Source organism: Streptomyces sp. ADI96-02 (assembly GCF_003846185.1).
Taxonomy (GTDB): domain Bacteria; phylum Actinomycetota; class Actinomycetes; order Streptomycetales; family Streptomycetaceae; genus Streptomyces.
The window spans coordinates 2,567,693-2,594,041 of the sequence record NZ_ML123034.1 but is presented as its reverse complement, the minus strand read 5'-3'; the positions used below and the strand labels follow the sequence as shown (position 1 = coordinate 2,594,041).

Annotated in this window: 23 protein-coding genes, 1 tRNA gene and 1 pseudogene; 10 read left to right on the top strand and 15 right to left on the bottom strand. The window is 71.0% G+C overall.

Going from position 1 to position 26,349, the window contains the following annotated elements:
- Positions 1–6: 6 nt before the first annotated feature.
- Both EES43_RS11200 and EES43_RS11195 read right to left on the bottom strand, forming a co-directional pair.
- The gene (locus tag EES43_RS11200; protein ID WP_124268599.1) at positions 7–297 is read right to left on the bottom strand and encodes a hypothetical protein; all 291 of its coding nucleotides are present in this window, start codon (positions 295–297) and stop codon (positions 7–9) included.
- Positions 298–312: 15 nt separating this feature from the next.
- Positions 313–1,983, bottom strand: coding sequence for a sodium:solute symporter family protein (locus EES43_RS11195; protein ID WP_124268598.1), 1,671 nt, complete (start codon positions 1,981–1,983; stop codon positions 313–315).
- A 301-nt stretch (positions 1,984–2,284) separates the two neighbouring features.
- Here EES43_RS11195 and galT point away from each other — a divergent pair, with 301 nt between their 5' ends.
- The 3 genes from galT to galK are packed head-to-tail and all read left to right on the top strand — an operon-like array spanning position 2,285 to position 5,483.
- The gene (galT, locus tag EES43_RS11190) at positions 2,285–3,328 is read left to right on the top strand and encodes a galactose-1-phosphate uridylyltransferase (protein ID WP_124268597.1); all 1,044 of its coding nucleotides are present in this window, start codon (positions 2,285–2,287) and stop codon (positions 3,326–3,328) included.
- Complete coding sequence (galE, locus tag EES43_RS11185) at positions 3,325–4,305, top strand: UDP-glucose 4-epimerase GalE (RefSeq protein WP_124268596.1); 981 nt, start codon at positions 3,325–3,327, stop codon at positions 4,303–4,305. The genes galT and galE overlap by 4 nt, the downstream gene beginning before the upstream one ends.
- Complete coding sequence (gene galK, locus EES43_RS11180; protein WP_124268595.1) at positions 4,302–5,483, top strand: galactokinase; 1,182 nt, start codon at positions 4,302–4,304, stop codon at positions 5,481–5,483. Before galE ends, galK begins: the two co-directional genes overlap by 4 nt.
- A 27-nt stretch (positions 5,484–5,510) precedes the next feature.
- Here the strand turns inward: galK and EES43_RS11175 are convergent, their stop codons facing one another.
- Positions 5,511–5,951: a GNAT family N-acetyltransferase gene (locus EES43_RS11175; protein ID WP_124268594.1), complete on the bottom strand. Its 441-nt coding sequence runs from the start codon at positions 5,949–5,951 to the stop codon at positions 5,511–5,513.
- Positions 5,952–6,193: 242 nt separating this feature from the next.
- Here EES43_RS11175 and EES43_RS11170 point away from each other — a divergent pair, with 242 nt between their 5' ends.
- On the top strand, positions 6,194–6,958 hold the full coding sequence (locus EES43_RS11170) for a response regulator transcription factor (RefSeq protein ID WP_124268593.1): 765 nt from the start codon (positions 6,194–6,196) through the stop codon (positions 6,956–6,958).
- A 65-nt stretch (positions 6,959–7,023) separates the two neighbouring features.
- On the opposite strand, the gene EES43_RS11165 is transcribed toward EES43_RS11170, so the two are convergent.
- Positions 7,024–7,521, bottom strand: coding sequence for a MarR family winged helix-turn-helix transcriptional regulator (locus tag EES43_RS11165; RefSeq protein WP_124268592.1), 498 nt, complete (start codon positions 7,519–7,521; stop codon positions 7,024–7,026).
- An 88-nt stretch (positions 7,522–7,609) separates the two neighbouring features.
- Between EES43_RS11165 and EES43_RS11160 the strand changes: the two genes are divergently transcribed.
- Positions 7,610–8,431: a trans-aconitate 2-methyltransferase gene (locus EES43_RS11160; RefSeq protein ID WP_124268591.1), complete on the top strand. Its 822-nt coding sequence runs from the start codon at positions 7,610–7,612 to the stop codon at positions 8,429–8,431.
- On the opposite strand, the pseudogene EES43_RS11155 reads toward EES43_RS11160, so the two are convergent.
- From EES43_RS11155 to EES43_RS11145, 3 genes and pseudogenes are all read right to left on the bottom strand, one after another.
- Positions 8,418–8,831: pseudogene (locus EES43_RS11155) on the bottom strand (Uma2 family endonuclease); the annotation flags it as partial. The gene EES43_RS11160 and the pseudogene EES43_RS11155 sit on opposite strands and share 14 nt — an antisense overlap.
- 29 nt (positions 8,832–8,860) lie before the next feature.
- The gene (locus EES43_RS11150; protein WP_124268590.1) at positions 8,861–9,547 is read right to left on the bottom strand and encodes a TetR/AcrR family transcriptional regulator; all 687 of its coding nucleotides are present in this window, start codon (positions 9,545–9,547) and stop codon (positions 8,861–8,863) included.
- A complete protein-coding gene (locus EES43_RS11145) occupies positions 9,544–10,530 on the bottom strand; it encodes an acyl-CoA desaturase (RefSeq protein ID WP_124268589.1) in 987 nt (328 codons plus the stop codon). Before EES43_RS11145 ends, EES43_RS11150 begins: the two co-directional genes overlap by 4 nt.
- Positions 10,531–10,915: 385 nt before the next feature.
- On the opposite strand from EES43_RS11145, the gene ppc reads away from it, so the two are divergent.
- The gene (gene ppc / locus EES43_RS11140; RefSeq protein WP_124268588.1) at positions 10,916–13,645 is read left to right on the top strand and encodes a phosphoenolpyruvate carboxylase; all 2,730 of its coding nucleotides are present in this window, start codon (positions 10,916–10,918) and stop codon (positions 13,643–13,645) included.
- A 110-nt stretch (positions 13,646–13,755) separates the two neighbouring features.
- On the opposite strand, the gene pth is transcribed toward ppc, so the two are convergent.
- The 6 genes from pth to EES43_RS11110 form a co-directional block, all read right to left on the bottom strand.
- Positions 13,756–14,349 (bottom strand): aminoacyl-tRNA hydrolase, encoded by a 594-nt coding sequence (gene pth / locus EES43_RS11135; RefSeq protein WP_124268587.1) that lies wholly within the window; start codon positions 14,347–14,349, stop codon positions 13,756–13,758.
- A 174-nt stretch (positions 14,350–14,523) separates the two neighbouring features.
- Entirely contained in the window at positions 14,524–15,114 is a 591-nt protein-coding gene (locus EES43_RS11130) for a 50S ribosomal protein L25/general stress protein Ctc (protein WP_124268586.1), read from the bottom strand.
- Between the two features lie 243 nt (positions 15,115–15,357).
- Entirely contained in the window at positions 15,358–16,335 is a 978-nt protein-coding gene (locus EES43_RS11125) for a ribose-phosphate diphosphokinase (RefSeq protein WP_124268585.1), read from the bottom strand.
- Between the two features lie 119 nt (positions 16,336–16,454).
- Positions 16,455–17,909 (bottom strand): bifunctional UDP-N-acetylglucosamine diphosphorylase/glucosamine-1-phosphate N-acetyltransferase GlmU, encoded by a 1,455-nt coding sequence (gene glmU, locus EES43_RS11120; RefSeq protein ID WP_124268584.1) that lies wholly within the window; start codon positions 17,907–17,909, stop codon positions 16,455–16,457.
- Between the two features lie 108 nt (positions 17,910–18,017).
- Positions 18,018–18,089 (bottom strand) — tRNA-Gln (locus tag EES43_RS11115).
- The gene (locus tag EES43_RS11110; protein WP_124268583.1) at positions 18,090–18,995 is read right to left on the bottom strand and encodes a hypothetical protein; all 906 of its coding nucleotides are present in this window, start codon (positions 18,993–18,995) and stop codon (positions 18,090–18,092) included. It abuts the tRNA gene before it with no gap.
- Positions 18,996–19,151: 156 nt separating this feature from the next.
- Between EES43_RS11110 and EES43_RS11105 the strand changes: the two genes are divergently transcribed.
- On the top strand, positions 19,152–20,498 hold the full coding sequence (locus tag EES43_RS11105; protein WP_124268582.1) for a sensor histidine kinase: 1,347 nt from the start codon (positions 19,152–19,154) through the stop codon (positions 20,496–20,498).
- A 44-nt stretch (positions 20,499–20,542) separates the two neighbouring features.
- On the opposite strand, the gene EES43_RS11100 is transcribed toward EES43_RS11105, so the two are convergent.
- A complete protein-coding gene (locus EES43_RS11100) occupies positions 20,543–21,040 on the bottom strand; it encodes an SUKH-3 domain-containing protein (protein WP_124268581.1) in 498 nt (165 codons plus the stop codon).
- Between the two features lie 10 nt (positions 21,041–21,050).
- Complete coding sequence (locus EES43_RS11095) at positions 21,051–21,575, bottom strand: YwqJ-related putative deaminase (RefSeq protein ID WP_124268580.1); 525 nt, start codon at positions 21,573–21,575, stop codon at positions 21,051–21,053.
- A 246-nt stretch (positions 21,576–21,821) separates the two neighbouring features.
- On the opposite strand from EES43_RS11095, the gene EES43_RS11090 reads away from it, so the two are divergent.
- From EES43_RS11090 to EES43_RS11080, 3 genes are all read left to right on the top strand, one after another.
- Positions 21,822–22,799 (top strand): SMI1/KNR4 family protein, encoded by a 978-nt coding sequence (locus EES43_RS11090; protein ID WP_124271906.1) that lies wholly within the window; start codon positions 21,822–21,824, stop codon positions 22,797–22,799.
- A gap of 7 nt (positions 22,800–22,806) precedes the next feature.
- The gene (locus EES43_RS11085; protein WP_124268579.1) at positions 22,807–25,113 is read left to right on the top strand and encodes an SUKH-4 family immunity protein; all 2,307 of its coding nucleotides are present in this window, start codon (positions 22,807–22,809) and stop codon (positions 25,111–25,113) included.
- Between the two features lie 234 nt (positions 25,114–25,347).
- Positions 25,348–26,244, top strand: a complete 897-nt coding sequence (locus EES43_RS11080; RefSeq protein ID WP_124268578.1) for a coiled-coil domain-containing protein — start codon at positions 25,348–25,350, stop codon at positions 26,242–26,244.
- Positions 26,245–26,349 lie beyond the last annotated feature (105 nt).

The window sequence follows — 26,349 nt, the reverse complement described above, 5'->3', positions numbered from 1 at the left end:
CGCGGGTCAGCTCCCGTCGTCGTCCGGCACCGGGGCGGCGGGGGCCTCGGCCGGGCGGAGCTTCATCCAGACCAGGAAGAACAGGCCGAGCGCCAGCATCGCGAGGCCGGTCCACAGGTTGATGTGGACGCCCTCGGCCTTCTTGAGGTCGGCGTCGGACGGGTTGATCCCGGCGATGGTGACGATCACGCCGTAGACCACGAACAGGCCGCCGATGATCCGGCGGATGTCGAACAGCCGGGCCGCGGTCGCGGACTTGCGCTCCAGCTCGGAGACTTCCTTGTGCAGGTCGGACATGCTGGGTTCCTCCGATCAGAACGAGTACGGGACGTAGCACAGGGCGGCGAGCACGATCGCGCCCCAGCCGAGCAGCGCGGGCCTGCGGTACCAGGCGCCGTCCGCCTCGTCCGGCGCCTCGTCCGCGTTCGGGGACTCGGTCCCGTAGACCAGGCCGGCCAGTTCCGCCTCGGGCTTCGGCGCGGTGAACAGGGTGACGACGACCATGACGACGGCTCCGGCGACGAATCCGACGATCGCGGAGACGAAGTTGGCGCCCTGGTCGGACGGAATGTCGATGATCCCGCCCTTGTAGATCCAGAAGTAGTTGACCATCGCGGCCGTGGTGCCCGCGACGAGCCCCCAGACGCCGGACTTCATCGAAGCCCGCTTCCAGAACATGCCGATGATGAAGACGACGAACATGGGCACGTTGAAGAACGAGAACAGCGTCTGCAGATAGCTCATGATGTTCGAGAAGCTCGCCGCGATGAACGCCGTGCCGATCGAGGCCAGCACGCCGAGCGCCGTGATCAGCCGCCCGAACCGCAGGTAGTACGCGTCCGGCCGGTCCTTCACCACGTACCGCTGCCAGATGTCCGTCGTGAACACCGTGTTGAACGACGACACGTTGGCCGCCATGCCCGCCATGAACGCGGCCAGCAGACCGGTCACCGCGATGCCGAGGACGCCGTTGGGCAGTAGCTCCTGCATGAGCAGCGGTATCGCGTCGTTGTAGGTGAGGCCGGAGTCCGGGGTGCCGATCTGCGGGACGATCACGGCGGCGACCAGGCCCGGGATCATCACCGCGAAGACGATGAAGATCTTCGGGAAGGCGGCGATGAGCGGGGTGCGCCGGGCGGCGGAGAGGTTCTTCGCGGACAGGGCGCGCTGCACCTCGGCGAAGTTCGTCGTCCAGTAGCCGAAGGAGAGCACGAAGCCCAGGCCGAGGATGATCGTCAGCCAGTTCGCGCCCAGCGGGTTGGCGTCGCCGATGCCGGTGCCGCTCCAGGCGGACATGAAGTCCGCGCCGTGCTGCTTCGTCAGCGAGTCGCTCATGCCGTCCCAGCCGCCGACCCGCTTGAGGCCGAGCAGGGTGAGCGGGATCAGCGCGGCGAGGATGACGAAGAACTGGAGCACCTCGTTGTAGATCGCCGAGGAGAGGCCGCCGATGGTGATGTAGACCAGCACGAACAGGCCCGCGACGACGATCGCGACCCATTGCGGCCAGCCGAGAAGCGCCTCCACGACGATCGACAGGGCGTACAGGTTGACGCCCGCGATCAGGATCGCCGCGAAGGCGAAGAGTACGGAGCTCAGCAGGTGCGCCGACCTGTCGAACCGCTGGAGCAGGAACTCCGGTACGGAGCGGACCTTGGAGCGGTAGTAGAACGGCATCATCACCAGGCCGAGGAAGACCATGGCCGGGATCGCGCCGATCCAGTACCAGTGCACGACCGCGACGCCGTACTGCGCGCCGGTGGCCGCCATGCCCAGGATCTCGGTGGCCCCGAGGTTGGCCGCGACGAAGGCGAGCCCGGTCACCCAGGCGGGCAGGGACCGTCCGGAGAGGAAGAAGTCGAGGCTCGTCCGCACGCTGGCGCGCGCGGCGAAGCCGATGCCGAGTACGACGACGAAGTAGATCGCCAGGATGGCGTAGTCGAGCCCGTTCGTGGGGAGACGGAGCCCTTCGGCCAGTGTCTGCATGGGGGGTACCCGCTTCGTTGCGTGAACTGAACCCGAGGGAACTTACGCCTCTGTGTTCGCTAAATGAACACTCGTGCTGACGTTCTTTGTTCGATCGTGATCGAGTGTGGTGAATTGTCCGGAAATGCGGCGCGGTCTCTGCCGGGCTCCGCCGGGCGGCCGACGGGCGTCACGCGCGTAGTCGCGCGACTCGATCGCGACCCCGGGTCGACCTCCTCCGTCACGCACCTCCCCGAGTCGAGTCATTGACGAAGATGTTGGTTTGTGATTTCTTATGTTTGGTTATGTTTGGAGGAACCTGGTGAAGAAGACGGTTACGAGCCTCGCCGACGGCCGTGAGCTGATCTATTACGACCGCGCGGACGGCACCGTCCGCGACGCCGTCGACCGACGGCCCCTCGACCCCGTCTCGACCGCGTCCGAGATCCGCCGCGACCCGCTCCTCGGCGACGCCGTCGCGATCGCCTCGCACCGCCAGGCCCGCACCTACCACCCGCCGGCCGACGAGTGCCCCCTCTGCCCCTCGCGCGACGGCCGGCTCAGCGAGATCCCCGACGACCACTACGACGTCGCCGTCTTCGAGAACCGCTTCCCCTCACTCGCCGGCGGCTCGGGCCGCTGCGAAGTCGTCTGCTTCACCTCCGACCACGACGCGTCCTTCGCCGACCTCACCGAGGAGCAGGCCGGCCTCGTCCTGGCCGCCTGGACCGACCGCACCGCCGAGTTCGCCGCACTCGGCCAGGTCGCCCAGGTCTTCTGCTTCGAGAACCGCGGCGCCGAGATCGGCGTCACCCTCGGCCACCCGCACGGCCAGATCTACGGCTACCCCTTCGTCACCCCGCGCACCGAACTGATGCTGCGCTCGGCCGCCCGCCACCGCGAGGAGAGCGGGCGCAACCTCTTCGACGACGTCGTCGCGCTGGAGGAGTCGGACGGCTCGCGCGTCGTCCTCACCGCCGAGCACTGGATCGCCTACGTCCCCTACGCGGCCCACTGGCCCTACGAGGTCCACCTCCACCCGCGCCGCCGCGTCCCCGACCTGCGGGGCCTCGACGACGACGCACGGGCCCAGTTCCCGCAGGTCTACCTGGAACTCCTCAGGCGCTTCGACCGGATCTTCGGCCCCGGCGAGCCCCCGACGCCGTACATCTCCGCCTGGCACCAGGCGCCCTTCGACGCCCCCGGACGGGAGGACTTCGCCCTGCATCTGGAGCTTTTCACCATTCGACGCACCTCCGGCAAGCTGAAGTTCCTCGCGGGTTCCGAATCCGGCATGAGTGTGTTCATCAACGACGTGCCGCCGGAAGCCGCGGCCCAGCGACTGCGAGAGGTAGCGAGCAAGTGAGCAACCGCCCCAAGAAGTACCTGGTCACCGGTGGCGCCGGATACGTCGGCAGCGTCGTCGCACAGCACCTGCTGGAAGCCGGGCACACGGTCACCGTCCTGGACGACCTCTCCACCGGCTTCCGCGAGGGCGTCCCGGCCGGAGCCGCGTTCGTCGAGGGCCGCATCCAGGACGCCGGCCGCCTGCTGGACGCCTCCTACGACGGAGTCCTGCACTTCGCCGCCTACTCCCAGGTCGGCGAATCCGTCCTCGACCCGGAGAAGTACTGGGTCAACAACGTCGGCGGCACCATTGCCCTGCTCGCCGCCATGCGCGACGCGGGCGTCCGCACCCTCGTCTTCTCCTCCACCGCCGCCACCTACGGCGAACCGGTCTCCAGCCCCATCACCGAGACCGACCCCACCGCGCCCACCAGCCCCTACGGCGCGTCCAAGCTCGCCGTCGACCACATGATCAGCGGCGAGGCCACCGCGCACGGACTCGCCGCCGTCTCCCTGCGCTACTTCAACGTCGCCGGAGCGTACGGCAGTTGCGGCGAACGCCACGCACCCGAATCCCACCTCATCCCGCTCGTCCTCCAAGTCGCCCTGGGGCAGCGTGAGTCGATCTCCGTCTACGGCGACGACTACCCCACTCCCGACGGCACCTGCGTCCGCGACTACATCCACGTCGCCGACCTCGCCGAGGCCCACCTGCTCGCCCTGGACGCCGCCGCCGCGGGCGAGCACCTGATCTGCAACCTCGGCAACGGCAACGGCTTCTCCGTGCGCGAGGTCATCGAGACCGTCCGCAAGGTCACCGGCCACCCCGTCCCCGAGACCGCGGCCCCCCGCCGCGGCGGCGACCCCGCCGTCCTCGTCGCCTCCGCCGCCACCGCCGCCGAACGCCTCGGCTGGCAGCCCTCCCGCGCCGACCTGGCCGACATCATCGCCGACGCCTGGCAGTTCGCCCGCCGACAGGAGCCCACCACCGCATGACCGTGACCACCGAGCCGCACGGGACCGAACCGGCCGCCGCCTTCACCGAGCTCTACGGAACCGCACCCGAAGGCGTCTGGGCCGCACCCGGACGGGTGAACCTGATCGGCGAGTACACCGACTTCAACGACGGCTTCGTCCTGCCGCTCGCCCTCCCGCACACCGCCCGCGCCGCCGCCTCCCGCCGCACCGACGGCCGGCTGCGCCTGCACTCCTCCGACGTGCCCGGCGGCGTCGTCTCCCTGCGCGTCGACGAACTCGCCCCGCACTCCGGCCACGGCTGGGCCGCCTACCCGGCCGGAGTCCTCTGGGCGCTGCGCGAGGCCGGACACCCCGTGACCGGCGCGGACATCGCCCTCACCTCCACCGTCCCCACCGGCGCCGGCCTCTCCTCCTCCGCCGCCCTCGAAGTCGTCACCGCGCTCGCCCTGAACGACCTGTTCGAACTCGGCCTGAGCGCCGCCGAACTCGCCGTCCTCGCCCAGCGCGCCGAGAACGACTTCGTCGGCGTCCCCTGCGGGATCATGGACCAGATGGCCTCCGCCTGCTGCACCGACGGCCACGCCCTGCACCTGGACACCCGCGACCTCACCCCGCGCCAGGTCCCGTTCGACCTCGCCGCCCGGGGCCTGACGCTCCTGGTAGTCGACACCCGCGTCAAGCATGCCCTCGGCGACGGCGCCTACGCGCAGCGCCGGGCCGCCTGCGAGGAGGGCGCCCGCCTGCTCTCCCTGCCCGCCCTGCGCGACCTCCCGCACGACGGACTCGACACGGCGCTCACCACGCTCGCCCGGTCCGGAGCGGGCGAGTCCGTCATCCGCTGCGTACGCCATGTGGTCGGCGAGAACCGGCGGGTCGAGCAGGTCGTCGCCCTGCTCGACGCCGGCGACGTACGGTCCGCCGGACCGCTCCTCGACGAGGGCCACCGCTCCCTCCGCGACGACCTGCGGGTCTCCTGCCCGGAGCTGGACCTCGCGGTGGCGACGGCGCAGAAGGCCGGAGCGCTCGGCGCGCGGATGACCGGCGGCGGCTTCGGCGGCTCGGCGATCGTCCTGGTGGAGGAGGCGGCGGCCGACGCGGTCGCCACGGCCGTCACGGAGGAGTTCGCCGCCGCGGGGCACGCCGCGCCCGGGATCTTCGCCGCCGTCCCCTCGGCCGGAGCGCGCCGCCTGGGCTGACGACACCGCCCGGCGCGGGCCCGCCGCTCAGAGCCGCTTCACCAGGATGAACTCGGTGACGCCGGGCGGGTAGTCCTCGACCCGGCCGATCTCCTCGTACCCCTGCTTGCGGTAGAAGCCCGGAGCCTGGAAGTCCCAGGTCTCCAACCGCGAGCGGGTGCAGGCGCGTTCGGTGCGGGCCACCCGCTCGGCCTCGGCGAGCAGCCGCGAACCGAGGCCGCTGTCGCGGTGCGCCGCGTCCACGTGCAGCAGATCCACGTGGAGCCAGTACGCCCACGTCCGCCCGATCAGCCCGCCGGCCACCGCGCCGTGCTCGTCCAGCGCCCAGACCTCCAGCGGGACTTCGTGCTCGGCGGAGGTGGTGAGCAGCGCGCGCAGCCCGGCGGAGGACGCCCTGTTGTCGTCCCGCAGCCGCCCGCTCAGCAGAATGCGACGTTCTTTGTCTACTTCTGTCTCAAGACGGAACATGAGACCCACCCTAAACACCTGGTGCGACCAGTTCCGAGAAGAGACCTACCCCCTCCCGCCCCCGCCCGTACGCTGATGTCCGGCACCGGTGGGGGCCGGTGCCGAATCAGGGGGCGAGAGAGTCGGGTGCGGCGTCCCGGAGCGGGGCGGGCGGCGAGCGGCGGCGGCCGGGAGCACGCGTGCCGTCCACATCACTCCGGACGCCGTACCCGCGGCTGTCCGCCCCCACCGAGGGGGTTGACGTGACGCGTATCCGGGTTCTGGTGGTCGACGACCACCGCATCTTCGCCGAGTCGCTCGCCGCGGCCCTCGCGGCCGAGCCGGACGTCGACGTGACGGCCGCGGGCAGCGGCCCGGCCGCGCTGCGCGCACTGGAGCGCGCGGCTGCCGAGGGGCGCGCCTTCGACGTGATGCTGGTCGACGCCGAACTCGGCGTCCTCGCCACCGGCGGCAACCACACCGTGCCCGTGCCCGTGGCCCGGCAGGGCGAGACCGGCATCGTGGACGGCATCTCCCTGGTCGCGGGCGTACGCGAGGCCCGGCCCGCCGTCCGCTCCGTCGTGCTCGCGGAGAAGGACGACCCGCGCCGGGCCGCGCGGGCGCTCCAGGCGGGGGCCTGCGGCTGGGTGGCCAAGGACTGCTCGCTGCAACGGCTGCTGGCGGTGATCCGGGGCGTGCTGCGCGACGAGACGCATCTGCCGCCCGCCCTGCTCACCGGGGTGCTGCGGGAGCTGACCGAGGCGCGCAGGCACCGCACCGACAGCGAGCGGCTGGTGGAGTCGCTGACGCCCCGCGAGCGCGAGGTGCTGCGCTGCATGGTGGCGGGGCTGGGCCGCAAGGCGGTCGCGGAGCGGCTGTTCCTGTCCCCGCACACCGTGCGCACCCATATGCAGAACGTGCTGGGCAAGCTCGGGGTGCACTCGACCCTGGCCGCCGTGGCGCTGGCCCGGCGGGCGGGCGTGGGACCGGCCGACCCGGAGCCGGTGCCACTGGGGACGGCGCCGTGATCCGCGCCGCCACGGGCGCGCGGCGGGGAGCACCGGCGCACGGCGGGGACGGCCGGCCGCCCGCCTCAGCCGGGGATGTTGTCGAACGGGGCGGTCAGCCGGCGCAGCAGCCCCGCCAGTTCGCCGCGCTGGCGGCGGGACAGCTCGCCGAGGATGGCGCGCTCCTGGTCGAGGAGGCCGGCGAGCGACTGGTCGGCCTTGTCGCGGCCCTCGGCGGTCAGCCGGACGAGCACGCCGCGCCGGTCGCTCGGGTCGGGCAGCCGCTCGACGAGGTTCTTCTTGGTGAGCCGGTCGATGCGGTTGGTCATCGTCCCCGAGGTGACCAGCGTCTGGGTCAGCAACTGTCCGGGCGAGAGCTGGTACGGGGCGCCGGCCCGCCGCAGCGAGGTGAGCACGTCGAACTCCCACGGCTCCAGATGGTGCTCGGCGAACGCGATCCGGCGGGCCCGGTCGAGGTGGCGCGCCAGCCGGGAGACGCGGCTGAGCACCTCAAGCGGTTCCACGTCGAGGTCGGGGCGCTCGCGGCGCCATGCAGCGACCAGACGGTCGACCTCGTCCTCCATGACGATCAGTGTAGAGGGTCTGTCGACATGAAGTCTCTTGAATTCGAGTGTCTTGACATCGAGATATTTCGGGCGTGATCCTGACCCCATGACCGCACCCACCTGGGACCCCCACCAGTACCTGCGTCACGCGGACCGGCGCACCCGCCCCTTCCACGACCTGCTCGCCCGCATCGGCGACCTCCCGGGCCGCCCCGCGCCCCGCGTCGCCGACCTCGGCTGCGGCGCCGGCAACGTCACCGCCCTCCTCGCCGACCGCTGGCCCACCGCCCGCGTCACCGGCTACGACAACTCACCGCAGATGCTCGCCGAGGCCGCCGCGCACGCCCGCCCGCCCCTCCTCGACTTCGCCGAGGCCGACGCCGCCACCTGGACCCCCACCGAGACGTACGGCCTGATCGTCTCCAACGCCGCACTCCAGTGGATCCCCGACCACGCCGACCTCTTCCCCCGCTGGCTGGACGCCCTCGCCCCCGGCGGCACCCTCGCCTTCCAGGTCCCCGGCAACTTCACCGCCCCCAGCCACACCCTCCTCGCCCGCCTCCGCGCCTCCGACCGCTGGCGTCCCCTGCTCCACGGCGCGGGCGAACACACCGCCGCCGTCCTGGACCCCGCCGACTACCTCACCCGCCTCCAGGACCTCAACTGCACCGCCGACGTCTGGGAGACCACCTACCTCCAGACCCTCCACGGCGACGACCCCGTCCTCGACTGGGTCAAAGGCAGCGCCCTGCGCCCCGTCCTCACCGCCCTCGCCGACGACCCCGAAGCCCGCGAAGCGTTCCTGGCCGACTACCGCACCCTGCTCCACGACGCCTACCCGCCGGGCCCGCACGGCACGGTCTTCCCCTTCCGCCGCGTCTTCGCCGTCGCCCGGAAGAACCCCGGCCCCGCCCTTACAACGCCTTGAGCGCGTCCGCCGACATGTCGATATCCACGGGGAACGGCACAGCCGTCTTGAGCCGGTCGTGGTGGATCCCCGTCAGCGCGTACGCCTTCGTCACCGGATCCCGCTCGTAGATCCGCACCACGGGATGCGGATCGGTGCCCGTCATCTCCACCAGCCAGAAGTGCTCGATGCCCGCCGCCGCGTACTTGTGCGGCTTGGCCTCCCGGTCACGGGCCTCGGAGTCGGGCGAGACGACCTCGACGGCGAGGAGGACGTCGGCGGCCCGGTACCGCGTGATCTCCGGTCCGGTAACGGCCTCGGCACGCACGACGGAGACATCAGGCTCCGGACCGTTGCGCCGATCCAGGACCACGGTCATCTCGCGGCGGATCTTCACCTCCGGGGGTGCGGTGCTCCGCACAGGTGACGCCCCGCGCACCCGTCCCCGGATCAGTTCTTGCGGTGCCCTATCAGCCGCGGCTTCGACTCCAGGTTCTCCAGCCCGTGCCACGACAGGTTCACCAGATGCGCCGCGACCTCCGCCTTCCCCGGCCTGCGCACGTCCAGCCACCACTGCCCCGTCAGCGCCACCATCCCCACCAGCGCCTGCGCGTACAGCGGGGCCAGCTTCGGATCGAAGCCCCGCGCCTTGAACTCCAGCCCCAGAATGTCCTCCACCTGCGTCGCGATATCGCTGATCAACGACGCGAACGTCCCCGTCGACTGCGCCACCGGCGAATCCCGCACCAGAATCCGGAACCCGTCCGTGTACGTCTCGATGTAGTCCAGCAGCGCGAACGCCGCCTGCTCCAGCAGCTCACGCGGATGGCCCGCCGTCAGCGCCCCCGTCACCATGTCCAGCAACTGACGCATCTCGCGGTCGACCACCACGGCGTACAGACCCTCCTTGCCGCCGAAGTGCTCGTACACCACCGGCTTCGACACCCCGGCCCGCGCCGCGATCTCCTCCACCGACGTGCCCTCGAACCCCTTGTCGGCGAACAGGGTGCGCCCGATGTCCAGCAGCTGCTCCCGGCGCTCCTTGCCCGTCATCCGGACCCTCCTGGGCCGGCGGGCGGGGGAGGTCCTGCTCTTCTCGCTGCTCGTGCTGCCGTCGGTCGCCACGTCGTCAATCATGCCGCGTCGGCCGGAACCGACGCGCGCCGGGAGTCGATACGCTCCGCGTCCGGCCACCGCACGTCATAGGCCCAGCCCAGCTTCTCGAACCAGCGGATCAACCGGGCGCTGGAGTCGATCTGCCCCCGCATCACCCCGTGCCGGGCACTCGTCGGATCCGCGTGGTGCAGGTTGTGCCACGACTCGCCGCACGACAGCACCGCCAGCCACCACACGTTCCCCGACCGGTCCCGCGACGCGAACGGACGCTTGCCCACCGCGTGACAGATCGAGTTGATCGACCACGTCACGTGATGCAGCAGAGCCACCCGCACCAGCGACCCCCAGAAGAAAGCCGTCGCCGCACCCCACCACGACATCGTCACCAGACCCCCCACCAGCGGCGGAATGGCCAACGACACGATCGTGAACGTCATGAAGTGACGCGACACCGCCCGGATCGCCGGGTCCTTCACCAGGTCCGGAGCGTACTTCTGCTGCGGTGTCTGCTCCTCGTCGAACATCCACACGATGTGCGCCCACCACAGGCCCTTCAACAACGCCGGCAGCGACTCGCCGAACCGCCACGGCGAATGCGGATCACCCTCCGCGTCCGAGAACCGGTGATGCTTGCGGTGATCAGCCACCCACCGCACCAACGGCCCCTCCACCGCCAGCGAACCCGCCACCGCCAGCGCGATCCGCAACGGCCGCTTCGCCTTGAACGAACCATGCGTGAAATACCGGTGGAAACCGATCGTGATGCCGTGGCAGCCGATGAAGTACATCGCCACCAGCAACCCCAGATCCAGCCAGCTCACCCCCCGGCCCCACGCCAGCGGCACCGCCGCCACCAGGGCGACGAACGGCACCACGATGAACAGCAGCAACGCGAACTGCTCGATCGACCGCTTGTTGTCCCCGCCGAGCGTGGCGGAGGGAAGACCCGCGACCGCCGGAGCGGGCGGCTGCGGATCGTCGATCACATCGGGAGTGGACGGCATGGGGGGACCCCCGCAGGGTGAGGAAGCAGGCACGGACAGCCGTGGCTACGCTTCCGTAACCTACGGCTTGGTAAGTATGACAGTGACGGGGCCCACAACACGAGAAGCCGGTCCAGCCCGTCGCCCGCGGTAACCCACCCGCCCACCGGGTAAGGAGCCCCATGTCCGACAGCACCCCCGCCAGGGCCTGCGGACACGCCCCCACGGCGACACCTATCCTTGAAGGGTCGGACAGCGCGGTCCGCACCCGCTCGTCCGGGCGTGGCGACAGCACCGCTCAAGCCGCAGTGCCCCGGACCCCGCCCACCCGTCTCCCACCGCCACACCCCGAACCGGGAGACGCCAAGCGACGCACCTCCTCATTCACTGCAAGGAGCCGCACACTGTGAGCAGTGCCGACCAGACCCCCGCCGCCAGCCCCGAGCTGCGCGCCGACATCCGCCGCCTCGGCGACCTCCTCGGCGAAACCCTCGTCCGCCAGGAAGGCCAGGAACTCCTCGACCTCGTCGAACGAGTACGCGCCCTGACCCGCACCGACGGCGAAGCCGCCGCCGCACTCCTCGGCGACACGGACCTGGAGACCGCGGCGCAACTCGTCCGCGCCTTCTCCACCTACTTCCACCTCGCCAACGTCACCGAGCAGGTCCACCGCGCCCACGAGATGCGCGACCGCCGCTCCGCCGAAGGCGGACTGCTGGCCCGCACCGCCGACCGCCTCAAGGACGCCGACCCCGAACACCTGCGCGCCACCGTCAAGAACCTCAACGTCCGGCCCGTCTTCACCGCCCACCCCACCGAAGCCGCCCGCCGCTCCGTCCTCAACAAGCTCCGCCGCATCGCCGAACTCCTGGAGACCCCCGTCATCGAGGCCGACCGCCGCCGCCTCGACCTCCGTCTCGCCGAGAACATCGACCTCATCTGGCAGACCGACGAACTCCGCGTCGTCCGGCCCGAACCCGCCGACGAAGCCCGCAACGCCATCTACTACCTCGACGAACTCCACGCCAACGCCGTCGGAGACGTCCTCGAAGACCTCGCCGCCGAACTCGAACGCGTCGGCGTCCAACTCCCCGCCGGCACCCGCCCCCTCACCTTCGGCACCTGGATCGGCGGCGACCGCGACGGCAACCCCAACGTGACCCCCGCCGTCACCTGGGACGTCCTCATCCTCCAGCACGAACACGGCATCACCGACGCCCTCGAACTCGTCGACTACCTGCGCGGACTGCTCTCCAACTCCATCCGCTACACCGGAGCCACCGACGAGCTCCTCACCTCCCTCCAGGCCGACCTCGAACGCCTCCCCGGCATCAGCCCCCGCTACAAGCGCCTCAACGCCGAAGAGCCCTACCGCCTCAAGGCCACCTGCATCCGCCAGAAGCTCGTCAACACCCGCGAACGCCTCGCCAAGGGCACCCCCCACCGCCCCGGCGTCGACTACCTCGGCACCGCCGGACTCATCGAGGACCTCGCCCTCATCCAGACCTCCCTGCGCGAACACCGCGGCGGACTCTTCGCCGACGGCCGCATGGACCGCACCATCCGCACCCTCTCCGCCTTCGGCCTCCAGCTCGCCACCATGGACGTCCGCGAACACGCCGACGCCCACCACCACGCCCTCGGCCAGCTCTTCGACCGACTCGGCGAGGAATCCTGGCGCTACGCCGACATGCCCCGCGAATACCGGCAGAAGCTCCTCGCCAAGGAACTCCGCTCCCGCCGCCCCCTCGCCCCCACCCCCGCACCCCTCGACGCAGCCGGCGAGAAGACCCTCGGCGTCTTCCACACCATCAAGCAGGCATTCGAACGCTTCGGCCCCGAAGTCATCGAGTCCTACATCATCTCCATGTGCCAGGGAGCCGACGACGTCTTCGCCGCCGCCGTCCTCGCCCGCGAAGCCGGACTCCTCGACCTCCACGCCGGCTGGGCCAAGATCGGCATCGTCCCCCTCCTCGAAACCACCGACGAACTCCGCGCCGCCGACGTCATCCTCGACGAAATGCTCGCCGACCCCTCCTACCGACGCCTCGTCTCCCTACGCGGCGACGTCCAGGAAGTCATGCTCGGCTACAGCGACTCCTCCAAGTTCGGCGGCATCACCACCTCCCAGTGGGAAATCCACCGCGCCCAACGCCGCCTGCGCGACGTAGCCCACCGCTACGGCGTACGCCTGCGCCTCTTCCACGGCCGCGGCGGCACCGTCGGCCGCGGCGGCGGCCCCTCCCACGACGCCATCCTCGCCCAGCCCTGGGGCACCCTCGAAGGCGAGATCAAGGTCACCGAACAGGGCGAGGTCATCTCCGACAAATACCTCATCCCCGCCCTCGCCCGCGAAAACCTCGAACTCACCGTCGCCGCCACCCTCCAGGCATCCGCCCTGCACACCGCACCCCGCCAGTCCGACGAAGCCCTCGCCCGCTGGGACGCGGCCATGGACACCGTCTCCGACGCCGCCCACCACGCCTACCGCAAGCTCGTCGAAGACCCCGACCTCCCCGCCTACTTCTTCGCCTCCACCCCCGTCGACCAACTCGCCGAACTCCACCTCGGCTCCCGGCCCTCCCGCCGCCCCGACTCCGGAGCCGGCCTCGACGGACTCCGCGCCATCCCCTGGGTCTTCGGCTGGACCCAGTCCCGCCAGATCGTCCCCGGCTGGTACGGCGTCGGCTCCGGCCTCAAAGCCCTCCGCGAAGCCGGACTCGACACCGTCCTCGACGAGATGCACGAACACTGGCACTTCTTCCGCAACTTCATCTCCAACGTCGAGATGACCCTCGCCAAGACCGACCTGCGCATCGCCCGCCACTACGTCGACACCCTCGTCCCCGACGACCTCAAGCACGTCTTCGCCGACATCGAGGCCGAACACGCCCTCACCGTCCAAGAAGTCCTCCGCGTCACCGGCGGCAGGGAACTCCTCGGCACCAGCCCGGTCCTCCAGCAGACCTTCGCCATCCGCGACGCCTACCTCGACCCCATCTCCTACCTCCAGGTCTCCCTCCTCGCCCGCCAACGCCAAGCCGCCGCACGCGGCGAAGAGCCCGACCCGCTCCTCGCCCGCGCCCTGCTGCTCACCGTCAACGGCGTCGCCGCCGGACTCCGCAACACCGGCTGACCCCACGGAAGACCCCACAGAACGACCGGGGCGGCCCCGCTACCGGCGACGAACACCGCCACCAGCAGGGCCGCCCCGCCACACCCAGCCACCCACGCATCCAGCGGACATCAGGAGTTGTACGCGCTCTGCGCCCGCTCCAACCCCTCCGCCAACAGGCACTCCACCGCATCCGCCGCCCGGTCCACCAGGAACGCCAACTCCTTGCGCTCCGTCGACGAGAAATCCTTCAACACGAAATCCGCCACCTGCGTCCGGCCCGGCGGCCGACCGATCCCGAACCGCACCCGGTGATAGTCCGCGCCCATCGCCTTCGTCATCGACTTCAACCCGTTGTGCCCGTTGTCACCCCCGCCCGACTTCAACCGCAGCGACCCGAAATCCACGTCCAACTCGTCATGCACCGCCACCACACGGTCCACCGGCACCTTGTAGAACTCCCGCAGCGCGTTGACCGGACCACCCGACAGATTCATGAACGACATCGGCTTCGCCACCACCACCCGACGACTCCCCGGCCCCGGCGAACCCACCCGCCCCTCCAACACCTGCGCCTGCGCCTTCTGCGCCCGCTTGAACTTCCCCCCGATCCGCTCCGCCAGCAGATCGGCCACCATGAACCCCACATTGTGGCGATTCGCCGCGTACTCAGGGCCGGGATTGCCCAGGCCCACCACGAGCCAGGGGTCGGTGCCGTCGGACATCAGCGCTCGGTCTCCTCACGTACGGAACAGAAAAGAACAGGAAGAACGGGAAGAACAGAAGGAACAAGGGACAGAAGGAACGGAAAGAACGGGAAACGGACAACGGGGTGGCGGATCCCCCGCAAGGGAACCACCACCCCGTCAGTCAAGCAGGTGGAACGGGAACGGCGAGGCTCAGCCCTCGGCGCTCTCGGTCTCCGCGGCCTCGTCCGCCGGCGACTCCTCCGCCTGGGCGGCGACGACCTGGAGCACGATCGCGTCCTCGTCACCGGCCAGCACGGAACCCTTCGGCAGCGGAACGTCCTTCGCCAGGATCGAGTCACCCGCGTCCAGACCCTCGACGGACACCGTCACGGACTCCGGAATGTGCGTGGCCTCGGCCTCGACGAGCAGCGTGTTCTGCACGTACTCCAGCAGGTTCGAACCCGGCGCCAGGTCGCCCTCGGCGTGCACCGCGATCTCGACGTTGACCTTCTCGCCACGCTTCACCGTCAGCAGGTCGACGTGCTCGATGTCGCCCTTCAGCGGGTTGCGCTGCACAGCCTTCGGGATGACCAGCGCGTCCTTGCCGTCGATCTCCAGACCGATCAGCACGTTCGCCGTACGCAGCGCGAGCAGCAGGTCGTGACCCGGCAGCGTGATGTGGACCGGCTCGGCACCGTGGCCGTAGACGACCGCGGGAACCCGGTTGGCACGACGCGTACGACGGGCGGCGCCCTTGCCGAACTCGGTACGGGCCTCAGCGGCGAGCTTGATCTCAGCCATGGTTGCACTCCTCGTCAGGTGACAGAACCGTCGGGCGACGGAACTCGAACGGTCACCCGGCCCACGACAGGCCTGCTACGAAGAGCGCGTCGATAACGGACCGCCGTACACACAGGTACGGCCTCCCTCGCCGAGCAACTCAGTGAGTCTACCCGGAAGGGAGGCCGCACCCCAAAGTGGATCACCCCGAGCCCGACCCCGACCCCGTCACCGAGGCCGGGACCGCGCCCGCGCGCCTCGGGACTACTCCTGCTCCTCGAACAGGCTCGTCACCGAACCGTCCTCGAACACCTCACGCACCGCACGCGCGATCGTCGGCGCGATCGACAGCACCGTGATCTTGTCCAGCTCCAGCTCACCCGGCGTCGGCAACGTGTCCGTGAACACGAACTCGCTCACCTTCGAATTCTTCAACCGGTCCGCCGCCGGACCCGACAGCACCCCGTGCGTCGCCGTCACGATCACGTCCTCCGCACCGTGCGCGAACAACGCCTCCGCCGCCGCGCAGATCGTGCCACCGGTGTCGATCATGTCGTCGACCAGCACACACACCCGGCCCTCGACGTTGCCCACCACCTCGTGCACGCTCACCTGGTTCGGCACGTCCTTGTCGCGGCGCTTGTGCACGATCGCCAGCGGCGCGTCCAGCCGGTCGCACCAACGGTCCGCGACCCGCACCCGGCCCGCGTCCGGCGACACGATCGTCAGCTTCGACCGGTCCACCTTCGCACCCACGTAGTCCGCCAGGATCGGCAGCGCGAACAGGTGATCCACCGGACCGTCGAAGAAGCCCTGGATCTGATCCGTGTGCAGATCGACCGTGAGCACCCGGTCCGCACCCGCCGTCTTCATCAGGTCCGCCACCAGACGCGCCGAGATAGGCTCACGACCCCGGTGCTTCTTGTCCTGACGCGCATAGCCGTAGAACGGCAGGATCACCGTCACCGAACGGGCCGACGCGCGCTTCAACGCGTCCAGCATGATCAACTGCTCCATGATCCACTTGTTGATCGGAGCCGTGTGGCTCTGGATCAGGAAGCAGTCCGCGCCACGTGCCGACTCCTGGAACCGCACGTAGATCTCACCGTTGGCGAAATCGAAAGCCTTCGTCGGCACGAGACCGACACCCAGCTGGTGCGCGACCTCCTCGGCCAGCTCGGGGTGGGCGCGGCCGGAGAAGAGCATCAGTTTCTTCTCGCCGGTCGTCTTGATCCCGGTCACAGCACAGTCTCCTCAGACATGTATCTGGCGCTGCACGCAGTGGTCCCGATGTGCAACGAGCCAGCCGAAATGGGTGAGCATCTATCACGGTACGCCGTCACCGGCGCACCTGTTTCCGGTCAGCTTTGGCCGTCGGTCTCCCCGGCCGACGCCTGAGCTGCCTGAGCGGCGGCACTGCCCGGACGCTTCCGGGCCACCCAACCCTCGATATTCCGTTGCTGGCCCCGCGCCACAGCCAGCGAACCGGCGGGCACGTCCTTCGTGATGACCGACCCCGCAGCCGTATACACCCCGTCCCCGACCGTGACGGGCGCCACAAACATATTGTCCGAACCCGTACGGCAGTGGGAACCGATCGTCGTGTGGTGCTTGGCCACCCCGTCGTAGTTCACGAAGACGCTCGCCGCACCGATGTTCGTGTACTCCCCGATCGTCGCGTCCCCCACATAACTCAGATGCGGAACCTTCGTGCCCTCACCGATCGCCGCGTTCTTCATCTCCACGTACGTACCGGCCTTGGCCTTCGCCCCCAGCCGCGTCCCCGGCCGCAGATACGCGTACGGCCCCACCGACGCCCCCGGCCCCACCTCGGCCCCGTCCGTCACCGCGTTGTCCACCCGCGCGCCCGCGTGCACCACCGTGTCCCTCAGCCGCGAATTCGGCCCCACCTCGCAGTCCTCCGCGAGATGCGTCGTCCCCAGCAACTGCGTCCCCGGATGCACGAGAGCGTCCCGCTCGTACGTCACCGTCGCGTCGATCAACGTCGACGCCGGATCCACCACCGTCACCCCCGCCAGCATCGCCCGCTCCAACAGCCGCTCGTTCAGCAGCCGGCGCGCCTCGGCCAACTGCACCCGGTTGTTGATGCCCAGGATCTCCCGGTGATCGCCCGCGACCGACGCCCCGACCCGGTGCCCGGCCTCCCGCAGGATGGACAGCACGTCCGTCAGGTACTCCTCGCCCTGACTGTTGTCCGTCCGCACCTTCGCCAGCGCGTCGCCCAGCAGCCGGCCGTCGAACGCGAACACACCGGAGTTGATCTCCCGGATCGCGCGCTGCTCGTCGGTGGCGTCCTTGTGCTCCACGATCCCCGTCACCGCACCGCTGGCGGCGTCGCGCACGATCCGCCCGTAACCGGTGGAGTCCGGCACCTCGGCGGTCAGCACGGTCACCGCGTTGCCGTCGGCCGCGTGGGTGGCCGCGAGCGCGCCCAGCGTCTCGCCGGACAGCAGCGGCGTGTCGCCGCAGACGACGATCACGGTGCCCTCGACCGTCCCGCCGAGCTCCTCCAGCCCCATCCGCACGGCGTGGCCGGTGCCGTTCTGCTCGGCCTGGAAGGCGGTGCGCACGGGCGCGTCCCGGTGCTCCGCGGCGAGGTGCGCGGTGACCTGCTCACTGGCGTGGCCGACGACCACGACGAGGTGGTGCGGGCCGAGTTCGCGGGAGGCGGCGACGACATGACCGACGAGCGAGCGCCCGGAGATCTCGTGCAGGACCTTGGGGGTCTTCGACTTCATGCGGGTGCCCTCACCCGCTGCGAGGACGACGACGGCTGCCGGGCTGTTGGCGCTCACGGATGTGCCCTTCGGCTTCGGGTGGTGGTCATCCGCAGGATACCGGGGGCGTTTCCGTCCGAAACGGGGGCGGGCCCCGACCGGTGTGGTCGGGGCCCGATGCGTGAGCTCCGCCGGCTGGATTCGAACCAGCGTCTCAAGGCTCCAAAGGCCTGCGGGATGCCGCTACCCCACGGCGGATCACGCCTCAACCCTACCGGGTCGATCACCGCTCCTGAGCCGAGAGGTGGCCCCTGCGGCGATCCCCGACCACCACCCTTCGATACGGCGATAGAGGGTGGCGCCCTTGGCGACCCGGACGACCAGGCAGCCTCGATATGTCTCGCCCACATTCTTCCGGATCGTCCTCGGGTTGTGCTTCTTCAAGGTCGTCTTCCGGAGGCCGGACACGTCGATGCCGACCAAGTCGGCCCAGTAGCGCTCGGAAGCCGGCACGTCGGCGGTCTCGTGGATCATCACCCGGAAGGAGAGGCGGTCCCGCCCCACCTCCAGCAGGTCCAACCAGGCGAGGTAGACGACGATGACGTCCGGATCGCTGTTGATGAAGGTGACGTCCTCACGCCGGGCGTAGGCCTTGTCCTTGCCTCCCTCGGCCCAGTACAGCGCGACGCCGGTGTAGAACAGCTCCTGATCGGACATGGCCACGGTCTCGTCCCGGGCGGCGGCCTTCGTCCGCCGGCGTTCGGTGTCCCGCACGGCCAGTTCGTGATCCCATCGCATGCGTCCCGCGAGGCGCGCCTGTTCGATGGCGCTGCGGCTGCGCTCCGGCTTCGGCAGATCCCGTACCCACAGCGAGATGGAACTCTTCGAGCACCCCAGCTCCAGCTGTATCTGGTCGTAGGTCATGCCCGCCAGGCGCAGCTCGCGGGCCTTGGCCCGTACGTCGTCCTTGGCGTACGGGCGCTTCGTCCACTCCGGGGCGGGTTCGCCCTGGAGGAGGCGGTGGAGGATGTCGTTGTTGTCGACGTGAAGGCGGTCGCGGATCTGGCGGCGGCTGAGCCCTTCGCGGCGCAGTGCCACCGCCTGCTCGCGGAGACCTTCGAAGTCGGCGTACTTGCCTGTGGTCTTCCCTGTGGTCTTCGTCATACGGTGATGCTCGTCCGGAATGCGGACGTCCGGGTCGAAAACATGGTCGATTCGCCATTTCGGGCGATCAGCGGGTGTTTCGTGCACGTTCGAACGAGAATCGTGCTGATGTCGGCCCCCCGAAAAGCGGATGCGTGCGCCCGTAGGGTGGATGCCATGACCGCAACGGGGGCAGACCAGAGGACGGCGGAGACGACCGCCCGCGGTTACTGGTGGTGGGGGCGGCGGCGCAGTGTCGCCCTGGATGTGGGGCTGGCGCTGGTGTCGGCGCTGGAGTGTGCCCTGGAGGGGGTGGATTTCGCCGGACGGGCCGGTCTGCCGACCGCGTTGGGTGTGGTGTTCGGGCTGCTGGCGGGTTCGGTTCTGCTGGTCCGGCGGCGGTGGCCGATCGCCGTGGTGCTGGTGTCGATCGCGATGACGCCGGCCGAGATGGGCTTTCTGATGGCGCTGGTGGGCCTGTACTCGCTGGCGGCGTCCGAGGTGCCGCGGCGGATCACGGTGGTGCTGGCGGGTATGTCGCTGGTGGGGACGCTCATCGTGACCTACCTGCGGTTGCGGCAGAGCGTGGCGGAGCAGGCGGATTTCGGGCCGGGCGACTGGTACGTGCCGCTGATGTCGGCGGTCATGTCGGTGGGGCTGACGGCTCCGTCGGTGCTGTTCGGCCTGTACATAGGGGCTCGGCGGCGGTTGATGGAGAGCCTGCGGGAGCGGGCGGACTCGTTGGAGCGGGAGCTGTCGCTGCTCGCGGACCGGGCTGAGGAGCGTGCGGAGTGGGCGCGTACGGAGGAGCGGACGCGGATCGCCCGGGAGATGCATGACGTGGTGGCCCACCGGGTGAGTCTGATGGTGGTGCACGCGGCGGCCCTCCAGGCGGTCGCGCCGAAGGATCCGGCGAAGGCCGTGCGGAACGCGGCGCTGGTGGGGGACATGGGGCGGCAGGCGCTGACGGAGTTGCGGGAGATGCTCGGCGTGCTGCGCAGCGGGGACGCGTCGGCGGCTTCCGCGGGGGCGGGGGGTGCGCCGCCGTTGGCGGCGGTGGGCCGGGTGGCGGCGGCTGCCGCGGCGGCCGCGGTGTCGGAGGACGGGCCGCGGCTGTGTGAGGTGGAGGCGCTGGTGGCGCAGTCGCGGGAGGCGGGGATGACGGTGGAGCTGTCGGTGGACGGTGACCTGCGGGCGTATGCGCCGGAGGTCGAGCAGACGGCGTACCGGGTGGTGCAGGAGGCGTTGACGAACGTCCACAAGCATGCGGCGGGGGCGAAGACGTGGGTGCGGTTGGCGCATCGTGGGGCGGAGGTCGCGATGCAGGTGGAGAACGGGCCGTCGGACGGGGCGGTGGCGGACGCGGGGTTGCCGAGCGGGGGGAACGGCTTGGTGGGGATGCGGGAGCGGGTGCTGGGGTTGGGCGGGGTGTTCGTGTCGGGGCCGACGGACGCGGGTGGGTTCCGGGTGTCGGCGGTGTTGCCGGACGCGGCGGGGGCGGCGGAGACGGCGGAGGCCGTCTGACCTGGGCCCCGGCCGGGTCGGGTCGGGTCGGGTCGGGTCGGGTGTCAGGCTGACGTGAGGCGGGCCGGCTGGGTGCCGGTGACGAGGGTGGCGAGGGCTTCGTCGATGTCGGCGCCCAGGTACCAGTCGCCGGTGTGGTCGATGCTGTAGACGCGTCCTTCGGTGTCGATGGCGAGGACGGCCTGCCCGTCGCCTTCGTCGCCGAGTGCGGCGACTTCCGTTTCCAGTGCCCGGCCGAGGTCGCCGAGGGTGCGGGCGAGGTGGAGTCCGCTGAGCGGGTCGATGCGTACGGGGGAGGGGGCGAGGTGCGGGCCCGGGGCGGATCCGGTGATGCGCAGTCCGCCGAATTCGGCCCAGGCTTCGACGGCGGAGGGGAAGACCGCGTGCCGGTGGCCGGCGGGGGAGGTGTGGGCGCGCAGGGCGTCGGCCCATTCCTCGGCCTGCCGGATGTCCCAGCGGCCGGGTTGCCAGCCGGCTTCGCGCAGGGCGGCGTCGACGGCGACGGGGAAGCGGGTGGTGGAGGTGCGCGGGTCGTCGTGCATGGGTGGGCGGTCAGCCCTTCTCGGCGGTGGTCGCGGCGCCGCTGGCGGTGAGGTCGACGGGGCGTACGCCGAAGTGGGCGAGGAGTGCGGTGCAGGAGCGGCAGGGCGGTGCGTAGGCGCCGTGGAGCGGGTCGCCGTCCTCGCGGATGCGGCGGGTGGTGATGCGGGAGTGCTTGAGGGCGCGGCGGGCTTCGCCGTTGGTGAGGGGTTTGCGCTGGGCGCGTTTGGAGCGGTTGCCCTCGGCGGCGGTGAGTTGGCGGGAGAGCAGTATGGCTTCGGGGCAGCGGCCGGTGAAGCGTTCGCGTTGGCCGCTGGTGAGGGCGTCGAGGAAGTCCTGGACGAGTGGGTGCAGGGTGGGTGGCTGGTCGCCCTTGCCCGCGGTGCAGGTGAGTGTTTCTCCGCGTACGGAGAGTGCTGCCGCTACGGCGGGGAGGATCCCGTCGCGGCGGTGGAGCAGTTGGGGTGTGCGGCTGGTGGCGGTGCTGCTCCAGCTGAGTCGCGGGTCCCCTGTGGTGACTGTTTGTGCGGTATGCATCCTGGTGACGTCCCTCCCTGCAATCCCCCGAGTTGCGGGGACAGCCTGTCAAATGTGCCGGGTGGTGGGGAAGCTGGGGCATGGAAACGTCTCTGCGTGTCGCGTGAGGGTGGGTGTCTGTCGCTCATCCGTCGCTCATCCGTCACCTGAATATGACCGAACGTGACGGAATTGGTGGGGCAGAGGTCGCTGCGACCTCACCGCATAGGCTGTGCGGAACACCGGACGCAGCAGGGGGCAACCGCCATGACGACAGGTCGGCTCGGGCAGCAAGCCGCGCCACCGAACGCGGCCTATGCCGGGCAGGTCGTGCATTTTCCGGACCCGGTGCGGGCGTCGCGTCATCCGCGGGGTGTGCGGATGGACGGGGCCGGTCGGCCGGAGTTCTCGCCGTACGCGCGTGCCGCCGCGGAGATCGCCGATCCGCCGGAGGGTTTCGGGATCGATGAGTTGCGTTTGACGGATTACGTGTCGGCGAACGCGGCGATGGCGGCGTCCGGTCATGAGCTGTGGGACACGATTCCGTCGGTGGCGACGCCGCACGGCTGGACGTGGCATCACGTGGCGGGTGGCCGGCGGATGGAGTTGGTGCCGGTCGAGGTGAAGGCACTGCTGCGGCATCACGGTGGTCTGGCGTCGACGGCGGTGGATCAGGAGCGGCGTGGTACGCGGCCGTTGCGGGAGACGCGTCCGGCGCACTTCCGGCTGCCCAAGGGCGCTGTCGCGGTGAGTGAGCAGCAGATCCAGGGCGTGGAGGAGGATCTGGGGTACCGGCTGCCGGGTGCGTACCGTTCCTTCCTGAAGGCGGCGGGAGGTTCGGCTCCGGTGGGTGCGGCGCTGGACGCGGAGTTGGGGCTGCTGGTGGATCAGCCGTTCTTCACGGTGCGGGACGAGGCCGCGGTGAACGACCTGGTGTATGTGAACAAGTGTCTGCGGGACCACTTCACGAAGGACTACCTGGGCGTCTCGTTCGTGCAGGGCGGCATCCTCGCCGTGAAGGTGCGGGGCCGGGACGCGGGTTCGGTGTGGTTCTGCCCGTACGACGACGTCCGGGACCGGGACGGTTGGAGCGTGCAGGAGCGTACGGAGCGGCTGTTGCTGCCCTGTGGTGCGGATTTCGACGTCTTCCTCCAGCGACTGGCGGGTAATCCGCCGGAGTTGGAGACCGTGGCGAACCTGATGGTGGACGGTGGCTTCGCGCGGACCGTCCCGGTGGAGGGGTGAGTGCGCGATGGTGACTTTCGCGCAGGCGCAGGAGCGGGCGGACGAGTGGGTCAACGGTGACGTGCCCGCGTATCAGCATCGGGAGGTGCGGGTCCGTGAGTTCGAGCTGGGCTTCGTGGTGTGGGCGGAGGACCGGGCGGAGGGCCCGGTCTCGGACGGTGGCCGGCAGCGGATGGTGGTCGCCCGGGACAGCGGCGAGGCGACGTTGTGGCCGGGGCTGCCGGTGGGCGAGGTGATCCGGCGGTACGAGGAGGAGTACGGGGGCCCGGTCGAGGCGCCGGCGGCTCCGGAGCCGCCGCGGCGGGTGGATCTGAATCAGACGTCGTTCCTGTTGACGCCGCCGGAGTGGCTTCAGGAGGCGGCGGACAAGTTGGGCATTCCGGATGGCCGGGAGTCGTCGTCCGCCTCCGGCGGGGGTGCGACGGAGGGCGCTGCGGTGGCGGGCGGCGGAGGGCATGAGCCCACCGCGTCCGACGGTGTGCCCGCCGGGGCGACCCCGTGGGCGGGCACGGACACGAACCCGGGCTCCGACGACGGGGCTGTTCTGCTGCCCGAGACGGTGTTCGCGCCGCCGCTCTCCGGCTCGGACGACGAGGGGGCCCCGCCGCCGGTCGTCCCGGCCGAGGCTCCCACGGCACTGATGTCCGGGGGCAGTGCGCTGCCGCGTACGCAGGTGGCGCCGCAGATCGAGCGGGACGACCGTGACGACCCGGCCGGCCGGGGTGCCGGTGGCATCGCGGACGCGGCCACCGGCAAGGCCACGGCCACGGCACCGCCGAGCGGTGCGCGGAGCGACGGTGACGGTCGGGCGACCCCGCCGCCGCCCGGTGCTCCAGGTGCCCATGCCCCCGGTGCGCACGGTGCGCACGGGGTGCGGCCGGGTGGGATGCCGACGGCTTCCGGTCCGGGTGCGCCGGGTGCTCCGGCGGGTGGCTACCTTCCGACGCAGCTCGTTCCCCCGTCCGGCCCGTCCGGCGGCACTCCGCCTCCTGGTCCGCCCGGTCCTCCTGGTCCTCCTGGTCCGCCGCAGCCTCCGGGGCCGCCCGGAGTGCCCGGTGCGGTGCCGCCGTCCGGCCCGGCCGGGGTTCAGCGCCCCGGTCCGCCCGGTCCACCGCTGCCTCCGGGGCCGCCTGGAGTGCCGCCGCCGGGTGCGACGCCGCCGCCGGGTGGCGGGCTGCACCACGCCGAGACGATGCTCGCGGGCCCCGGCCGGGTCGGCCCTCCGGTTCCGCCCGGCCCGCCGAGTCCCCCCGGTCCCCCCGGTCCTCCCGGCGTACCGGGTTCTGCTCCGCAGGTCCCGTCGCCCCCGGCGTACGGCTATCCGCAGCAGCCCAGCGGCCTGCCGACCGTGGGCCCGGGGTACCAGGCGGTGCTGCGGTTCCGCGCGGCCGACGGCAGTGAGCAGCAGCTGATCCGCCGTTCCGCGCCGGGTACCGCGCATCCGGAGTGGCAGATGCTGCACGAACTGCGGGCCATGAACGTGCCGCCGCAGCAGGTCATCGAGCTGCACACGGAGCTGGAGTCGTGCGAGCTGCCGGGTGGCTACTGCGCGCGGATGATCCGGGAGACGTGGCCGCAGGTGCGGATCACCAGCGTCGCCCCGTACGGCACGGATCACGCGAGTCGGCAGCAGGGGATGCGGCACCTGCTGACCCACCAGGGTGAACTGCACCAGGTGGCGGACGGCCCGGCGCGGCCCGCACCGATGCGGGCACCGCTGCCGCAGATGCCGCCCGCGCCGGCGCTTCCTCCGGAGGGCGTGGCCGAGGAGCTGGTGCGGGCGTTCGGTCCGCACGGCATCCTCCGGTTCGACCAGCGGGCGGTGTCGCGTCAGGGCGTGCCCGAGACGGTGGCGCGGACGTTGGTCTGGGCGGGGCTGCCCGCCGATTTCGGGCCGTTCTTCTGGGCGCAGCCGGGGCAGCCGGTGATACCGACGCTGGGCGAGCTGGCGGCGCAGCGGCAGGTGCGGGCGGCCTCGGACGCGGGGTCGTACCTGGTGGTGGGTTCGGACTTCGGCCGGGCGATCTGCGTTCAGTACGGGACGGCGAACATCGTGGCCGTGCCGGTGGAGGCGGGTCCGGGCGGGCAGTCGGCGCAGCCGCAGTTCGTGAACACGGGGCTGCCGGAGTTCGTGCGGTCGATGGCGTTGCTGGGTCGGATGTGGCGGCTGAGGTATGGCCTGAATCCGGAGCAGGCGGGTCGTTGGACCGTCGATTTTCAGGCACAGCTGGCGGCGTTGGACGCGGCGGCGCTCGCGTCGCCGGAGAGCTGGTGGTCGGTGCTGCTGGAACAGATGTGGGACGGTCTGCTCTGAGGCGTACGTGAGGCGTACGTGAGGCGTACGCGCGGCTGAACCGTGCGGCGGGAGGCGCCCGGACCCGGGGACGGGCCGGGCGCCTCTTGGCACACCGGGGCTGTGACGCCGGTCGCTTCCCGTCCTGAATGCTGTTGATCGATTCCGACTTCTGGCATCAATTACCGCATCCTTGGCGTATTGCGGGGCGATCCGCGTGCCGGAGTGTCGGAGTGTCGGAGAGAGGTTTCAGGGATGAGTGCTGGACCGGTGTCCCCGTACGAGTTCGTCGGTGTTCGGGGGCGTGGTTACCGTCCGGAGCAGGTGGAGCGGGCGACGGCCGCGCTGGTGGCCGAACGGGACGCGGCCCTCGCGGAGGTGTCCCGGCTGACGGGCCGGGCGGAGGAGTTGTCGGCGGAGGCGGCCCGGCTGGGTGAGGCGGTGGCTTCGCTGGCTCCGCAGACCTATGCCGAGCTGGGGGAGCGGGCTCAGCGGATTCTGGCGCTGGCGGAGGAGCAGGCGGCGGCGCTGCTGGCGGAGGCGGCGGCGGTCGGCCAGGAGTCGAGGGACGCGGCGGAGGCGGCGGGGCGCTCGGCGGGCGAGGCGGCGAGGGCGGCGGCCGAGGGGGTGCGGTCGGCGGCGTCCGCTGCGGCGGAGGAGCGGACGGCGGAGGCGGTCCGGGAGGCGGACGGTGTGTTGGCCGCCGCCCGGCAGGAGGCGGCCGAGGTGCGTGGGGCGGCGGAGCGGGCCATGAAGGAGACGCGGGTGCGCACGGCCGGTGTGCTGGCCCACCAGGAGCAGGAGCACGCGGAGCGGCGGCAGGTGTCCGAGGCCGAACTGGCGCGGGCGGAAAGGGCCTTGGAGTCCCGTCACGCGGAGCTGGCCGGGCGGGCGGAGGCGCGGCTCGCGGAGGCCGAGCGAGATCTCGCCCGGACGCGGGAGGCGGCCCGGCACGGTCAGGAGGACGCGGAGGCGCTGGCGGCCGAGGCGCTCGCGGAGGCCCGGGTGCGCGAGGAGCGGGTGGTCCGGGAGACGGAACGCGTGCTGCGCGAGCACGAGGAGGGCCGCGACGAGGTGCAGGCGCACATGGCGCACGTGCGCAGTTCGCTGGCGGCGCTGACGGGGCGGGTGGCGGCGCCGGCCGAGGACTGAGGGCGGGCTCGCCGTCGTCCGTGTGTCTCGGGCGGGAGGCGGCTGGTCGTTGTCCGTGTGTCTCGGGCGGGAGGCGGCTGGTCGTTGTCCGGTGTCTCGGGCGGG

Bases quoted from the DNA above. Each gene is read 5' to 3' on its own strand.
- EES43_RS11195 (WP_124268598.1), bottom strand. From the start codon at position 1,983: ATGCAGACACTGGCCGAAGGGCTCCGTCTCCCCACGAACGGGCTCGAC.
- pth (WP_124268587.1), bottom strand. From the start codon at position 14,349: ATGTCCGACGGCACCGACCCCTGGCTCGTGGTGGGCCTGGGCAATCCC.
- EES43_RS11085 (WP_124268579.1), top strand. From the start codon at position 22,807: ATGGTGACTTTCGCGCAGGCGCAGGAGCGGGCGGACGAGTGGGTCAAC.
- galK (WP_124268595.1), top strand. From the start codon at position 4,302: ATGACCGTGACCACCGAGCCGCACGGGACCGAACCGGCCGCCGCCTTC.
- EES43_RS11130 (WP_124268586.1), bottom strand. From the start codon at position 15,114: ATGGCTGAGATCAAGCTCGCCGCTGAGGCCCGTACCGAGTTCGGCAAG.
- EES43_RS11100 (WP_124268581.1), bottom strand. From the start codon at position 21,040: ATGCACGACGACCCGCGCACCTCCACCACCCGCTTCCCCGTCGCCGTC.
- EES43_RS11175 (WP_124268594.1), bottom strand. From the start codon at position 5,951: ATGTTCCGTCTTGAGACAGAAGTAGACAAAGAACGTCGCATTCTGCTG.
- EES43_RS11200 (WP_124268599.1), bottom strand. From the start codon at position 297: ATGTCCGACCTGCACAAGGAAGTCTCCGAGCTGGAGCGCAAGTCCGCG.
- EES43_RS11160 (WP_124268591.1), top strand. From the start codon at position 7,610: ATGACCGCACCCACCTGGGACCCCCACCAGTACCTGCGTCACGCGGAC.
- EES43_RS11110 (WP_124268583.1), bottom strand. From the start codon at position 18,995: ATGACGAAGACCACAGGGAAGACCACAGGCAAGTACGCCGACTTCGAA.
- EES43_RS11150 (WP_124268590.1), bottom strand. From the start codon at position 9,547: ATGATTGACGACGTGGCGACCGACGGCAGCACGAGCAGCGAGAAGAGC.
- EES43_RS11090 (WP_124271906.1), top strand. From the start codon at position 21,822: ATGACGACAGGTCGGCTCGGGCAGCAAGCCGCGCCACCGAACGCGGCC.
- EES43_RS11080 (WP_124268578.1), top strand. From the start codon at position 25,348: ATGAGTGCTGGACCGGTGTCCCCGTACGAGTTCGTCGGTGTTCGGGGG.
- EES43_RS11095 (WP_124268580.1), bottom strand. From the start codon at position 21,575: ATGCATACCGCACAAACAGTCACCACAGGGGACCCGCGACTCAGCTGG.
- EES43_RS11105 (WP_124268582.1), top strand. From the start codon at position 19,152: ATGACCGCAACGGGGGCAGACCAGAGGACGGCGGAGACGACCGCCCGC.
- EES43_RS11145 (WP_124268589.1), bottom strand. From the start codon at position 10,530: ATGCCGTCCACTCCCGATGTGATCGACGATCCGCAGCCGCCCGCTCCG.
- EES43_RS11165 (WP_124268592.1), bottom strand. From the start codon at position 7,521: ATGGAGGACGAGGTCGACCGTCTGGTCGCTGCATGGCGCCGCGAGCGC.